The 13,333-nt window shown below is 66.7% G+C and carries 12 protein-coding genes and 1 pseudogene; 2 read left to right on the top strand and 11 right to left on the bottom strand.

Going from position 1 to position 13,333, the window contains the following annotated elements; all coding sequences use genetic code 11:
• Positions 1-8: 8 nt before the first annotated feature.
• Together dctA and AC07NN_RS07505 are read right to left on the bottom strand one after the other, a co-directional pair.
• Complete coding sequence (gene dctA / locus AC07NN_RS07510; RefSeq protein ID WP_494639109.1) at positions 9-1,277, bottom strand: C4-dicarboxylate transporter DctA; 1,269 nt, start codon at positions 1,275-1,277, stop codon at positions 9-11.
• A gap of 64 nt (positions 1,278-1,341) precedes the next feature.
• Positions 1,342-2,529: a mandelate racemase/muconate lactonizing enzyme family protein gene (locus AC07NN_RS07505; protein WP_494639107.1), complete on the bottom strand. Its 1,188-nt coding sequence runs from the start codon at positions 2,527-2,529 to the stop codon at positions 1,342-1,344.
• Between the two features lie 94 nt (positions 2,530-2,623).
• Here AC07NN_RS07505 and AC07NN_RS07500 point away from each other — a divergent pair, with 94 nt between their 5' ends.
• The gene (locus AC07NN_RS07500; RefSeq protein ID WP_494639105.1) at positions 2,624-3,583 is read left to right on the top strand and encodes a LysR family transcriptional regulator; all 960 of its coding nucleotides are present in this window, start codon (positions 2,624-2,626) and stop codon (positions 3,581-3,583) included.
• Here the strand turns inward: AC07NN_RS07500 and AC07NN_RS07495 are convergent.
• From AC07NN_RS07495 to AC07NN_RS07480, 4 genes and pseudogenes are all read right to left on the bottom strand, one after another.
• Positions 3,540-3,629 (bottom strand): annotated as a pseudogene (locus AC07NN_RS07495) (hypothetical protein); the annotation flags it as partial. The gene AC07NN_RS07500 and the pseudogene AC07NN_RS07495 sit on opposite strands and share 44 nt — an antisense overlap.
• A gap of 19 nt (positions 3,630-3,648) precedes the next feature.
• On the bottom strand, positions 3,649-5,019 hold the full coding sequence (locus AC07NN_RS07490) for a glycoside hydrolase family 28 protein (RefSeq protein ID WP_494639103.1): 1,371 nt from the start codon (positions 5,017-5,019) through the stop codon (positions 3,649-3,651).
• 99 nt (positions 5,020-5,118) lie between these two features.
• The gene (locus AC07NN_RS07485; protein ID WP_494639101.1) at positions 5,119-5,694 is read right to left on the bottom strand and encodes a gluconate 2-dehydrogenase subunit 3 family protein; all 576 of its coding nucleotides are present in this window, start codon (positions 5,692-5,694) and stop codon (positions 5,119-5,121) included.
• On the bottom strand, positions 5,694-7,421 hold the full coding sequence (locus AC07NN_RS07480) for a GMC oxidoreductase (protein WP_494639099.1): 1,728 nt from the start codon (positions 7,419-7,421) through the stop codon (positions 5,694-5,696). The genes AC07NN_RS07485 and AC07NN_RS07480 overlap by 1 nt, the downstream gene beginning before the upstream one ends.
• 105 nt (positions 7,422-7,526) lie before the next feature.
• Between AC07NN_RS07480 and AC07NN_RS07475 the strand changes: the two genes are divergently transcribed.
• Positions 7,527-8,417, top strand: coding sequence for a 3-keto-disaccharide hydrolase (locus AC07NN_RS07475; RefSeq protein ID WP_494639097.1), 891 nt, complete (start codon positions 7,527-7,529; stop codon positions 8,415-8,417).
• Between the two features lie 22 nt (positions 8,418-8,439).
• Here AC07NN_RS07475 and AC07NN_RS07470 read toward each other — a convergent pair whose 3' ends face one another.
• Genes AC07NN_RS07470 through AC07NN_RS07450 form a run of 5 tightly spaced genes read right to left on the bottom strand, consistent with a single transcriptional unit; the run spans position 8,440 to position 13,264 of the window.
• On the bottom strand, positions 8,440-8,802 hold the full coding sequence (locus AC07NN_RS07470; RefSeq protein ID WP_494639095.1) for a c-type cytochrome: 363 nt from the start codon (positions 8,800-8,802) through the stop codon (positions 8,440-8,442).
• 30 nt (positions 8,803-8,832) lie between these two features.
• Positions 8,833-9,888, bottom strand: a complete 1,056-nt coding sequence (locus AC07NN_RS07465) for a sugar phosphate isomerase/epimerase family protein (protein WP_494639093.1) — start codon at positions 9,886-9,888, stop codon at positions 8,833-8,835.
• A complete protein-coding gene (locus AC07NN_RS07460; protein WP_494639091.1) occupies positions 9,885-11,018 on the bottom strand; it encodes a Gfo/Idh/MocA family protein in 1,134 nt (377 codons plus the stop codon). The genes AC07NN_RS07465 and AC07NN_RS07460 overlap by 4 nt, the downstream gene beginning before the upstream one ends.
• A complete protein-coding gene (locus AC07NN_RS07455) occupies positions 11,018-11,998 on the bottom strand; it encodes a sugar phosphate isomerase/epimerase family protein (RefSeq protein ID WP_494639089.1) in 981 nt (326 codons plus the stop codon). Before AC07NN_RS07455 ends, AC07NN_RS07460 begins: the two co-directional genes overlap by 1 nt.
• A gap of 3 nt (positions 11,999-12,001) precedes the next feature.
• Positions 12,002-13,264 (bottom strand): MFS transporter, encoded by a 1,263-nt coding sequence (locus AC07NN_RS07450; protein WP_494639087.1) that lies wholly within the window; start codon positions 13,262-13,264, stop codon positions 12,002-12,004.
• Positions 13,265-13,333 lie beyond the last annotated feature (69 nt).

Here is a 13,333-nt window from a genome sequence, read left to right as displayed (position 1 = left end):
GGAAAGGGTCATGCGCCGGGCGCGCCCTTGGCGAGGGTCGCACGCGCCTGGTCCATGTCCAGCGCGCCATCCCACTTGGCGATCGCAACCGTGGCGACGCCGTTGCCGATCAGGTTGGTCACCGCCCTCGCCTCGTTCAGGAAGCGATCGACGCCCAGCAGCAGCACAAGGCCGCTGACCGGGATGGCGTGCAGGGTCGACAGCGTCGCGGCCAGCGTGATGAAACCCGCGCCCGCCACGCCCGCCGAGCCCTTCGAGGTCAGCAGGAGCACGGCCAGGATCACCAGCTGGTCGATCAGCGACAGATGGGTGTTGGTCGCCTGGGCCACGAACACCGTCGCCAGGGTCAGGTAGATGCAGGTGCCGTCGGCGTTGAAGGTGTAGCCCGCCGGCAAAACGAGGCCGACGACCGGCTTGGCGCAGCCCAGGTCCTCCAGCTTCTTCATCATCCGCGGCAGCACCGCCTCGGTCGAGCAGGTGCCGAGGACAACGAAGATCTCCTCGCGGATGAAGCCCAGGAACCGCCAGAACGACAAACCCGTGGAGCGCATGACCAAGCCCAGCACGATGACCACGAAGGCGATCGAGGTGACGTATAGCGCCACCAGCAGCCGGCCTAGCGACCAGAGGGTGTCGATGCCGTACTTGCCGATCGTGAAGGCGATCCCCGCCCCTGCGCCCAGCGGCGCCAGGCGCATGACCATGCCGACGACCTTGAAGATCGCGTCCAGGAAGATGTCGATGAAGTCGACCAGCGGCTTGCCGCGCTCGCCCAGCTGGCTGACGGCCGTCCCCATCAGCACCGCCAGCAGGATGACCTGCAGCATCGCGCCCTTGGCGAAGGCCTCGACGAAGGTGGTGGGGATGATGTCCAGCAGGAACGGGATGACGCCCTGCTCCTTGGCGGCTTCGGTGAAGGTCGCCAGTTGCTTGCCATCCAGGGCGCCGGCGTCGATGTTCAGGCCTACGCCGGGCTGCATGAGGTTGACGACCACGAGGCCGATCACGAGAGCAATGGTCGACAGCACCTCGAAATAGATCAACGCCTTGACCCCGATCCGGCCGACCTCCTTGAGGTCGCCCATCCGGGCCATGCCGACCACCACGGTCCCGAAGATGATCGGGGCCAGCAGCATCTTGATCAGCTTGATGAAGCCGTCGGCGATCGGCTTGAGCGAAGCGCCGACATGGGGCCACAGGACGCCGATCACGGCCCCGATGACAATGCCGATCAGGACCTGGACGTAGATCTGCGAAAGCAGGCGCTTGAAGTTCAAAGTCTCTAGTCCCCCCGGGGGCGCCCGGCTGTCTTCGCCGGGTCGTCCCGTTTCAGTGCTCGTATCAGGCCGCCTGGTGGGCGAGGTCTTCGGTCAGGGTGCGCATCAGGGCGTGGAGCTCCGACTTGGCCTCGAAGCCGACACCCGGGACGTCCGGCAGGCCGACATAGCTGTTCTCGACCCGGATGCCGTCCGCGAAGCCGCCGAACGGCTTGAAGACGTCCGGATAGGACTCGTTGCCGCCCAGATGCAGGCCGGCGGCGATGTTCAGCGACATCTGGTGGCCGCCGTGTGGCACGATCCGACGCGACGACCAGCCGTTCTGCTCGAGGACCTCGAGCGTGCGCAGGTATTCGACCAGGCCGTACGACAGGGCGCAGTCGAACTGCAGGTAGTCGCGATCCGGCCGCATGCCGCCGTGACGCAGCAGGTTGCGGGCATCCTGGTGCGAGAACAGGTTCTCGCCGGTCGCCATCGGCAGCTCGTAGTGCTTCGAGAGCTCGGCCTGCAGGGCGTAGTCCAGCGGGTCGCCGACCTCTTCGTACCAGAACAGATTGTAGGGCTTCAGGGCCTCGGCATAGGCCAGGCCGGTCTCCAGATCGAAGCGACCGTTGGCGTCCACCGCCAGGTTCTGGCCGTCGCCGACGATCTCCAGCACCGACTCGATGCGGCGCAGGTCGACGTCCAGCGGCGCGCCGCCGATCTTCATCTTGACGACCTTGTAGCCGCGGTCGCGATAGCTGCGCATCTCGGCCTGCAGCTGGGCGTCGTCCTTACCCGGATAGTAGTAGCCGCCGGCGGCGTAGACCCAGACCTTGTCGTCGGCCTGACCACCGCGATAGCGCTCGGCCAGCAGCTGGTAGAGCGGCTTCTCGGCGATCTTGGCGACGGCGTCCCAGACCGCCATGTCGATCGTGCCGACCGCCACCGAGCGCTCGCCGTGGCCGCCCGGCTTCTCGTTCGTCATCAGGGTGTTCCAGATGGCGAATGGATCGAGGTTGTCGTTCTGCTCGTCGATCAGGCTGTCGGGCTTGGCTTCGGCGAGACGCGGCAGGAACCTTTCCCGCATCAGAGCGCCCTGGCCATACCGGCCATTGGAGTTGAACCCGTAGCCGATGACAGGTTTGCCGTCCCGCAACACATCGGTAATGACGGCGACAACCGAACAGGTCATCTTCGAGAAGTCGATATAGGCATTGGCGATCGGCGAGGCGATTGAAACGGTCTTCTCGCGGATGTCTAGAATTCGCACGGGGTTCTCCAGTCAGCTAGGAAACCCTAGGCTCTCGACCCGCTCACCGGCCAATGCCGTTGTCGAAGGTCGCTATGCGCAACAGGCATCATCGATGGAATTGATCTGGCTCGAAGACTTCGTGGCCCTGGCCGAGACGGGCAACTTCTCGCGGGCGGCGGAGAACCGCAACGTCACCCAGCCCGCCTTCAGCCGTCGCATCCGGGCGCTGGAGGACTGGATCGGCGCGCCGCTGTTCGATCGCACCGCCAGCGGCGTGGCCCTGACGGCCGCCGGCCAGCAGTTCCGCACCGGCGCCGACGAGCTGATCCGCCGGATCATCCAACTGCGCCGCGAGGCGCGCGAGGCTGGCGGCAAGGAGGCCGCGACCCTGCGCTTCGCCGCCACCCACGCCCTGTCCTTCACCTTCTTCCCACAGTGGATGCGGCTGCTGGAGTCCCGCGCGCCGCTGGGGCCCGTGCGCCTGATTTCCGACAGCATGCAGGCCTGCGAGGAACTTATGCTGCACGGCCAGGCGCAGTTCCTGCTGTGCCACCACCACGCGGCCGCGCCGAGCCGGTTCGGCTCGCAGTTCCGGTCGGTGGTGGTGGGTCGGGACGCGCTCGTCCCCTACTGCGCGCCCAATGACGCCGGCGCGCCGCGCTGGACGCTGACCGACAGCGACGGCGACATTCCGTATCTCGGCTACAGCATCGAGTCGGGCCTTGGCCGGATCCTGGAATCCCAGCGGTTCGTCGACCGCGCCTCCGGCCTGCGCGAGGTATTCTCGGCGCGCCTGGCCGCGAGCTTGATGCCGATGGCGAGAGACGGGCGTGGGGTGGCGTGGCTGCCGGCGACGCTCGCCGAGATGGAAGTGTCCGAGGGCCGTCTGGTGCGGGCCGGCGGCGCCGAATGGGATGTGCCGGTGGACATCCGTGTCTTCCGCCCCGCCGCGCGCCAAAGCCTGGCGGCCGAGGGATTCTGGTCGGAGCTGGGGGCGTTCAAGGGGGCGAGTGAGCCAGCGGGAGCCGAAAACCCCGCCCTTCGACAAGCTCAGGGTGAGGTTTCCTACTGAACCGTCGAAAATCGTCCTCACCCTGAGCCTGTCGAAGGGCTAGGACGACGTAAGGCGCCCAACGGCTACTTCGCCGCCTTCACCACCCCGCCCGCTTCCGGGCGGATCGGCGTCTTGTCCGCCGACTTGATCACCACACCTTGGGTCGCGACCTCGGCATTCCGGACCAGCAGTCCGCGCTTGGCCTCGATCTTGATGTTCTTCAGCGTAATGCCGATCGCCTTCTCCGGCAGGCCCACCACGATGCCGGCAAGGTCCGCGCCCGTCGCCGTGACACCGTCGACGACGATGCCCGACATGTCCGGCGTCTTGTCATGGACGAACGGCTGGGCCGCGTCGGTCGGCCCCGGCCAGATCTGGTTGCCCAGGATGAAACCGCCCGGCTGCAGCTGCTTCTCGGCCGAGGCGATGTCGAGCGGCCGGTACTCATAGTAGCTGGTGAAGACCAGCGGCGTCTCGACGTCCTTCATGGTGTTGTTCTTGAACACCACGTCCTTGATCGTCCCGCCCTTGCCGCGCATCGACTTGATGCGCAGGCCGTACATCGAGCCCTCGAAGGTGTTGTTCTCGACCCGCACGCGCTGGACGCCGCCGCTGGAGCCGCTGCCGATGCAGATGCCCCGGCCTTCGAGGATCGTGTTGTTGGCGATCAGGATGTCGGACGACACCGCGTCCGGATAGCGCGCGTCGGGGCCATTCGACTTGATGGCCACGATGTCGTCGCCGACGCTGATGACATTGTTGGTGATGACGATGTGGCGGCTGTTCATCGGATCGATCGCATCGGTGTTCGGCCCGTGGGCCGGCGCGGTGATGCGCACCTTGTTGATCGTGATGTGGTCGCTGTTGTTGATCACCAGGTGGAACGACGGCGAGTTCTCGAACCGAAGCCCCTCGAACAGCACGTTCTGGCTCTTGTTGACCCAGACCAGGCGCGGACGATCGTCCTTCTGCTGCTGACGGGCCTGACCGTTGGTGGCGTAGTCGGGGATCGAGCGCCACACGGCGCGGATCCGCTCCCACCATACTTGACCCTGGCCATCGACGAGTCCCTCGCCGACGATGGCGACGTTCTGGGCCCCGTCGACATTGATGACGCCCACGCGCTCGCCTTGCGGGAACAGGCCAGGATCCGTGCCGGCCAGCACCTCGGCGCCCTTCTGAATCTCCAGGCGGATGTTCGACTTCAGCCAGATCGGGCCGATCAGATATTCGCCGCGCGTCACCCGCACGGTGCCGCCGCCGGCCTGAGCGCAGGTGTCGATGGCCTTCTGGAAGGCCTCGGTGTCGAACCAGATGCGCGTGCCGCTCGCGCCGTGATCACGTACGTCGCAAACCTTGGACGGGAAGCTGTTGGTCGATTGGGCGCTGGCAGCCCCACTCGCTAGCGCAACCCCGACCAGGGCCGCGCCCGCCATCATCCAACCACCACGCATGCAGAGTCCTCCCAAAAACACGGGGAGACTAGGCCGAGCCGACACGCATCGCTCATGCCCATTTCGCGCGTCTCGATGCCGAACAGGCATCGCTTGCGCCTAGCGGGTGGCCCAGGCGCGTCCAATCTCCGCCAGGGGCACACAGCCGTGATAGGCGCCCGGTACGGGATCGTACTTCAGCGCCACGGTCGCCCCGGGCTCGGAGGTGAAGTACCCGACCGTCACCAGGTCTTCGAGAACCGGGAAGAAGTGGCTCTGCCTGGGCGACTGGCCGCGGGCGGTCGTCGCCTCCTGATCGTAGCGGGTCAGCAGGGCGACCTGTTGTTCGGACGTCAGCGCCGTGAACACGTCGCCATGGGCGGCGCGGGCGTCGGCGTCCATGCGGGTCAGCCCGCCGACCAGTTGCTCGACCTGGGCCTTCTCGCAGTAGTTGGCCAGGGCGCGGTCGACGAACTGCGGCACGCCGGCCTCGCGAGCGCCGGGCGTGTCGGTCGCCGGGATGATCAGTTCGGCCACCACGTCGAGCAGGCGCGCCTGATCCAGGGTCAGCGCCGTCGGCGTCCAGGTCAGCGCGGGGGCCGACGCCGGAGCCGCCATCGCCTGTCCGGCCCAGCCCGTCGCCGCGGCCCCGACCGTCAGGGCCAGGCCTCGGATCGCGTCGCGTCGGTTCAGCATCACAGGTCTCCCCGCTTGCGCGCCTGGACCGCGTGGTCGGCGGCTCGGGCCGTCAGCGCCATGTAGGTCAGCGACGGGTTCACGCAGGACGCCGACGTCATGGCCGCACCGTCGGTGACATAGACGTTCTTGCACTCATGGACCTGGTTGTGGGCGTTCAGCACCGAGGTCTTCGGGTCGCGCCCCATGCGGGCCGTGCCCATCTCATGGATGCCCAGGCCCGGTGAAAAGCCGCTGTCCTTGCCTTGCACGTTCTTGAAGCCCGCCGCCTCCAGCATCTCGGCCGCCGCGTTCTGCATGTCGCGACGCATGGCGGCCTCGTTCTCGCGCATGGTGACGTTGATCGACAGCGTCGGCAGGCCGTACTGATCCTTCACCTCGCGGTTCAGGGTGATGCGGTTGTCCTCGTAGGGCAGGATCTCACCGAACCCGCCCAGACCCATGACCCAGGGTCCTGGCTGGCTGAGCGCGGCCTTGCGCTCGGCGCCGAACCCCTTGGCGCCGCGATCCCAGCCCGGTCGGGAAGCCCCGCCCTGGTAGCCGAAGCCACGCAGGTAGTCGCTGCGTTTGGTGGCCGCGTCACCGAGATTGCGGAAGCGTGGCACGTAGATCCCGTTCGGTCGGCGTCCCGAATAGTACATGTCGGCGAACTCGGGCGCTTCGCCCGTCGCCCCGACGCCCAGATGATGGTCCATGACGTTGCGACCCAGCTGGTCGCTGGCGTTGCCGAAACCGTTCTCGAACCGCGAACTCGTGGAGTTCATCATGATCCAGGCCGAGTTGAAGGCCGAGGCGCACAGGAAGATGACGTCGGCGTGGAATTCCTCGTCCTTCTTCGTCGTCGCATCGATGATGCGCACGCCGGTCGCCTTGCCCGCCTTGGCGTCATAGATCAGCTCGGTGACGATCGAGTTCGGCCGGATGACCATGTTGCCGGTGCGCTCGGCGGACACCAGGGCGCCGGAGTTGGAGCTGTAGTAGCCGCCGAAGGGACAGCCCCGGATGCACTGGTTGCGGAACTGGCACTTGGTCCGGCCCAGGCTCAGTTGCTCTTCGGTGGGCTCGGTCAGGTGGGCCGCGCGGCCGATCGAGATTCGGCGCTCCGGGAACCGCCCTTCGGACTTGGCCTTGAAGGCCTTCTCGACGCAGTTCATCTCCATCGGCGGCTGGTAGTGGCCATCCGGGAAGTGCGCCAGGCCCTCGTGCTGCCCCGACACGCCGATGAAGCGCTCGACATGCTCGTACCAGGGCGCCAGGTCCTCGTAGCGGATCGGCCAGTCGACCGCGACGCCCTCCTTGGCGTTGCCTTCGAAGTCCAGCTGGCTGTGGCGATAGCTCTGCCGCCCCCAGGTCAGCGAGCGACCGCCGACGTGATAGCCGCGGATCCAGTCGAAGCGGTTTTCCTCGGTATACGGATGCTCGTCGTCACGGACGAAGAAGTGCTTGGTGTACTCCGTCATCGTGTAGTTGGTGCGGCGCTGCACGGGATAGTGGGCGGCCAGTTCCTCCTGCGGCAGTTGCCCGCGCGGATATTTGGTCTGCCAGGGGTCCATGACCGCCGTGGGATAGTCCTCGAGGTGCCGGACCATCGGCCCTCGATCGAGGACCAGGACCTTCAGGCCCTTCTGGGTCAACTCCTTGGCCGCCATGCCGCCGGTCATACCGCTACCCACGACAATCGCGTCGTAGGTGTTCTTGCGACGCGCGCGGCCGCTCAGATTGGCCATGTTCGCTCCCTTTGCGGCCCTCTCGATGGCCACGCCGGAAGCTGTAAGCAACGCGACGCCCCGACCTCGGAGAACCCTTCATTCTTGGCTAGAGGCTTCCATGAAATGGGTTACATTGCAACAAAGCTCGGCATTTCACGTCAAAATCGTCGAGCACCAGGGAGAGACAGGAACGCCATGACCATGCCGCCCCTTCGCGCACGCCACCTCGCCGCCGCGCTCGTATTGGCCCTCTGCGCGGGCGCCGCGAACGCCGAGGACGTGAAGGCCGGCCCCTGGAAGCCGCTCTTCGACGGCAAGACGCTGAACGGCTGGACGGCCAAGGTCGCCAAGCACCCCGCGGGCGAGAACTACCGCGACACCTTCGTCGCCGACCACGGCGTCATCCGGGTGTCCTATGCCGGCTATGACAAGCTGGACGCCCAGTTCGGCCACCTGTTCTACAAGACGCCGTTCAAGGCCTATCGCCTGCGCCTGACCTACCGCTTCCTGACCGACGGCGGCCTGGCCGACACCCCCGTCTGGGCGCGCAGCAACAGCGGCATCATGTTCCACAGCCAGAGCGCCGAGAGCATGACGGTCGAGCAGTCGTTCCCGGTCTCGGTCGAGTTCCAGCTGCTGGGCCAGGACGGCGACAAACCCCGCCCCACCGGCGCGGTCTGCACGCCCGGCATCACCATCACCTTCGACGGTGTGAAGGCCAAGGAGCACTGCACGCCGCCGAAGGACGCGCCGACCGTTCCGAACGGGACCTGGGTGCAGGCCGAGCTGGAAGTCCTGCCGAACGGCGAGGTCTTCCAGAAGATCAATGGCTTGGTGGTCCACCACTATGCGGGCGTGACCCTAGACGTCGACGACACGGTCGCGGCTGGCGCCAAGCCCTATATCCTGGCGCGCGGCGGCGTCCCCGTCACCGAAGGCTACATCGCCCTGCAGAGCGAAGGGCATCCGATCGAGTTCAAGGATATCCAGATCCAGGAGCTGACGGCGCGCTGAGCGCCGTCAGGGACGCTGGGCGCTACTTCTTCACCGTCGCCAGATACTGGATCACGGCGGCGCGGCGTTCGGCGTCCGGCGCGCCCAGCAGCATCTTGGTGCCGGGAACGGTCTTGCCCGGCGCCTTCACGAACGCGTCCATCGTTTCGGCGCTCCAGGTGACGCCATAGGCCTTCAAGGCGCTGCTGTAGGCGAAGCCCGGCGCCGTGCCCGCCTTACGGCCGACGACGCCGGCCAGGGGGGGCCCCATCTTGCCCGGCGCGGGCTGGAGCGAGTGGCAGACCGAGCACTGCTGCTCGAACACCTGCTGGCCCGAGGGCGGCGCGGCGACAGCAGCGGTGGCCGCGCCGGCCATGACCACGGCGAGGATAAGCGGGGACTTCATCAAGCAAACTCCGTCGAATTTGGCGGCGGCCTACAGGCCCAATAGGCGGCGATTGCGGCCGGCGTCGGACCCGCTGCCGGCGAAGTCGTCGAACGCCTTGTCCGTGACCTGGATGATGTGATCGCGGATGAACGGCGCGCCTTCGCGAGCGCCCTGCTCCGGATGCTTCAGAGCGCACTCCCACTCCAGCACGGCCCAGCCGTCGTAGTCGTACTGGGCCAGCTTGGAGAAGATCGCCTTGAAGTCCACCTGGCCATCGCCCAGCGAGCGGAAGCGGCCCGGCCGATCGACCCAGCCTTGATAACCGCCATAGACGCCCGAGCGGGCTGACGGGCGGAACTCCGCGTCCTTCACGTGGAAGGCTTTGATCCGCTCGTGATAGAGGTCGATGTAGCCGAGGTAGTCCAGCTGCTGCAGGACGAAGTGGCTGGGGTCGTAGAGGATGTTGGCGCGGGAGTGGCCGCCGACCTCGTCAAGAAACCGCTCGAACGTCGCGCCGTCGTGCAGGTCCTCGCCAGGATGGATCTCGTAGCAGGCGTCGACGCCATTCTCTTCGAACGCGTCCAGGATCGGCTTCCAGCGACGCCCCAGTTCGGCGAAGGCTTCCTCGACCAGGCCCGCCGGCCGTTGCGGCCAGGGGTACATGTAGGGCCAGGCCAGCGAGCCCGAAAAGGTCGCGTGAGCCTTCAGGCCCAGACGGCGACTGGCAATAGCGGCGGCCTTCACCTGCCCTACAGCCCACTCCTGACGCTCCTTGGGCTTGCCGCGCAGCTCGGGCGGCGCGAAGCCGTCGAAGAGCTCGTCATAGGCCGGATGCACGGCGACCAGTTGGCCCTGCAGGTGGGTCGATAGCTCGGTGATCTCCAGGCCGTACTCGGCCAGCATCCCGGCGATGTCGTCGCAATAGGTCTGGCTCTCGGCGGCCAGGGCCAGGTCGAAGAACGAGCCCGCCCCGCCCGTCGGCATCTGCACCCCGACATAGCCGAGGTCCGAGACCCATTTGGCCATGGTCTCCAGCTTGTCGAATGGCGGCTCGCTGCCGATGAACTGGGCCAGGAAGATGGCCGGTCCCTTGAGCGTCTTCATCGCCCCTCTCCTTCCAGAGCCACCCAGCCCGCGTCGTCGCGGCTGGCGGCCACGGCGCGTTCGACGAAGGCCATGCCGCGCACGCCCTCGCCGATGTCGGGCACGAGGCCGCCGCCCTGCCCTTCGATGGCGTCGGCGAAGTCGCGATAGATATTGGCGAAGGCCTCGATGAAGCCTTCCGGATGGCCCGTCGGCAGGCGGGTGACCGCTCGCGCGCCCGCCCCCAGATAGCCCGAGCCGGCGTGAAGCACCTGGCTGGGTCCGTCCAGCCAATCGATGGTCAGGATGTTGGGGTCTTCGTGCGACCAGGTCAGGCCGCCCCTCTCGCCATAGACGCTAAGCGTCAAGCCATTGCGGGCCCCGGCCGAGATCTGCGAGGCGATCAGCACGCCGCGCGCGCCGCCTTCGAACCGCAGCAGTACGTTGCAGTCGTCGTCCAGGCTGCGGCCGGGCACCACGGTGGCGACGTCGGCACAGAGGCGCTCGACACGGACGCCGGTCACGAACTCGGCGATGTTGAAGGCATGGACGCCGATGTCGCCGATGCAGCCGCCGACGCCGGACTGCTTGGGATCGCCGCGCCAGCTAGCCTGCTTGTTGCCCTCGTCGCGCTCCAGCGGCTTCGACAGCCAGCCCTGCGAGTACTCGACAATGACCTTGCGCACCGCGCCCAGATCGCCACGCGCCACGATCTCACGCGCCTCGCGGACCATCGGGTAGCCGGTGTAGGTGTAGGTCAGGCCGTAAAGCTTGCCCGAGGCCGCGACGACGCTCGCCAGGTCCTGGGCCTCCGCGAGGTTCAGGGTCGCCGGCTTGTCGCTGATCACGTGCAAGCCACCGCGCAGAGCGGCGGCCGACACGTCAAAGTGCAGATGGTTGGGCGTCACGACCGAGACCAGCTGGACCCCGTCTTCACGGGCCCGCTCAGCCGCGATCATCGCATGATGATCCGGATACACACGGTCCGGCGCGACACCCCAGGCAGCGGCCGCCTGGGCGTTCTTGGCCGGATCGCGGCTGAACACCCCGGCCCTCAACCGGATGCGGCCGTCCAGTTCGGCGGCCATGCGGTGCACCGGCCCGATGAACGAGCCGGGACCGCCGCCGACCATGGCCATCCGCAGAGTCATCAGCCGACCACGCTCGCGAGATAGTCGAAGCTGATCTTCGCCGACTCCAGGCGGGTATGCTCGAACGGCGCTTCCTGCTCGTAGTAGAAGCCCCGAATTCCGGCGTCATAGGCAGCGGGCAGCAGCGCCTTCCAGTCGATCTTGCCGCTGCCGACCTCGGTGGGGTCCTGTCGCAGCTCGAAGTTCGACTGGGTGGTCGCCTTGATGTCCTTGACGTGCATCTGGGTGAAGCGACCCACGTGCTTCTTCAGCATGTTGAGCGGGTGGTGCCCGGCCGCGGTGACCCAGCCCACATCCATCTCGAACGTGACCAGGCTGGGGTCCGTGCCGTCCAGCAGAATGTGCATGCCGTTGGTGTTGCCCAGCGGCGCGAACTCGAAATTGTGGTTGTGATAGCCGGTGGCGATACCGGCCTTCTTCAGCACGGCGGCCTTCTCGTTGAGGAAGTCGGCGTTCCACTTCCAATCGTCGGCGGTCATCTGCACACCGGCTTGGCGTAGGTCGTTGCCCAGGCGATCGGGGATGTAGAGGATCGGCATGATCGCCGACTTCACGCCGATCACATGCAGCTCATCGGCCAGCTTGGCGAGGTCGCCGCTGAAGCCGTTAGGTCCCTTGGGCGAGATGTGGGCGCTGGGGCAGACCAGGCCCGCCTTGTCGAAGGCTGCGCGAAGCTCCGCTGGCGTGCGGCCCAGATAGCCGGCCAACTCCACCGACTTGAAGCCGATCTTGGCGATGGTGGCCAGTTGGGCGTCCAGGTCCTTCGCCAGATCCGGACCCAAGGTGTAGAGTTGGATGCCGATCGGCAACTTGCGGCTCTCGAAGAAGGCCTTCCCCGCCGCGCTTGCGCCGCCGGCATAGGTCGCGCCCAGCGCCGCTGCGCCGGCCGCCAACAGGCCGCGACGCGACAGGTCGGTGCGTGGGACTCGGGTTTCGCAAGCTGCTGAACGCACGGGGCTTTCCTTGTTCTGGAGGAGCATGGGCTAGACCTGGGCCGGGTTGGCGGCCGCCACGGCGGCGTCTTCATCGGCCTGGGTGACGGGACCGCGCGACGGCGGGCGGAAGAACACGGCCAGCAGCACCACGGCGGCCAGCGCCATTCCGGTCGGGACAAGGAACAGGCTGGTGTAGTCGACCACCGCCGCGCCATCGGCGCCGGCCTGGCTCAGGCGGCCGATCAGGGTGGGGAACAGGAAGCTGGCCACCACATTGCCGACGCCGAGGATCAGCAGGTTGAACAGGCCCTGGGCGCTGGACCGAACGTCCTTGGGGAACACCGCGTCGACGAAGATGTACACGGTGGCGAAGAAAAACGCGTAGCAGATCCCGTGCAGTAGCTGCACGGCCACGATCACCGGAATGCTGTCGGCGAAAAAGGCGAAGACCGCGAAACGGGCGGCGTGGCCCAGCACGCCGACGATCATGGTGATCTTCCAGCCCAGCTTGGCCAGCACACGGCCCAGCAGGAACATGGTCAGGATCTCGGCCACTTGGCCCAGGCTCAGCACGACCATGGAAAGGTTGCCGGCGATCCCGACCCTGTTGGTCAGGAAGGCGTCGGCCATCACGAAGTAGCCGTTGTGGATCACGGAATCGATGAAGGTGACCAGGAACAGGACCAGCACGAACGGCGCGGCCAGCAGCTTGAAGGCGCGCCGCCACGCCAGCTTGTCGATCCCCGGCGCATCCTTGCGGGCTGGCGTGTGCGGCAAGGTCAGCGAGAAAGCCGCGAAGGCGAACGAGATGATCGCCGCGACCAGGAAGATCCAGCGGACCTGCTCGGCCGTCGCGTGGGCGCCCAGCAGGAAGACGAAGGGCCAGCTGACCAGCACCCAGCCGACCGTCCCGCCCATGCGCACCGCGCCGAAGTCGGCGGCCGGGTCCTTCAGGTTGGCGAAGGCGATCGAGTTGGTCACCGACAGGGTCGGCACATAGACCAGGCTGAAGATCAGGTAGCAGGCGAAGAACGGCCAGAAGCTGGTGGACAGCGCCGTCCCGACCAAGGCCAGGCCGCCGATCAGGTGGCTGACCGCCAGAAAGCGTTCGGCCGAGAAATTGCGGTCGGCGAACTGGTTGGAAAAGAAGATCCCGACCAAGGCGGCCACGCCCCATGCGCTGCCGACCAGCGACTGCTGCCAGGGCGCAAAGCCCAACATGCCCATGTAGGGGAATATCTTCGGCGCCCAGGCGCCCCAGATGGCCAGCTGAAGCACCATCATCACGAAGAGCTTGAAGCTCGTCTTCATGGTCCTGGCCCTCCCCGACCAGCTTGGGCGGATTTTCGGCCTCGTTGGGCCGCATCCGCTCCGATGTAA

The organism is Caulobacter sp. GW821-FHT09H08, from assembly GCF_059415885.1.
Note: the sequence above shows the minus strand (reverse complement) of the source record. Positions and strands in the feature narration are given on the sequence as shown.

What these genes read in the sequence shown, in the direction of transcription:
- AC07NN_RS07480 (WP_494639099.1), bottom strand. Translation starts at nt 7,421, where the DNA reads ATGGCCAATCTGAGCGGCCGCGCGCGTCGCAAGAACACCTACGACGCG.
- AC07NN_RS07490 (WP_494639103.1), bottom strand. Translation starts at nt 5,019, where the DNA reads ATGCGTGGTGGTTGGATGATGGCGGGCGCGGCCCTGGTCGGGGTTGCG.
- AC07NN_RS07455 (WP_494639089.1), bottom strand. Translation starts at nt 11,998, where the DNA reads ATGCTCCTCCAGAACAAGGAAAGCCCCGTGCGTTCAGCAGCTTGCGAA.
- AC07NN_RS07485 (WP_494639101.1), bottom strand. Translation starts at nt 5,694, where the DNA reads ATGCTGAACCGACGCGACGCGATCCGAGGCCTGGCCCTGACGGTCGGG.
- AC07NN_RS07450 (WP_494639087.1), bottom strand. Translation starts at nt 13,264, where the DNA reads ATGAAGACGAGCTTCAAGCTCTTCGTGATGATGGTGCTTCAGCTGGCC.
- AC07NN_RS07470 (WP_494639095.1), bottom strand. Translation starts at nt 8,802, where the DNA reads ATGAAGTCCCCGCTTATCCTCGCCGTGGTCATGGCCGGCGCGGCCACC.
- AC07NN_RS07460 (WP_494639091.1), bottom strand. Translation starts at nt 11,018, where the DNA reads ATGACTCTGCGGATGGCCATGGTCGGCGGCGGTCCCGGCTCGTTCATC.
- AC07NN_RS07475 (WP_494639097.1), top strand. Translation starts at nt 7,527, where the DNA reads ATGGGTTACATTGCAACAAAGCTCGGCATTTCACGTCAAAATCGTCGA.
- AC07NN_RS07465 (WP_494639093.1), bottom strand. Translation starts at nt 9,888, where the DNA reads ATGAAGACGCTCAAGGGACCGGCCATCTTCCTGGCCCAGTTCATCGGC.
- AC07NN_RS07500 (WP_494639105.1), top strand. Translation starts at nt 2,624, where the DNA reads ATGGAATTGATCTGGCTCGAAGACTTCGTGGCCCTGGCCGAGACGGGC.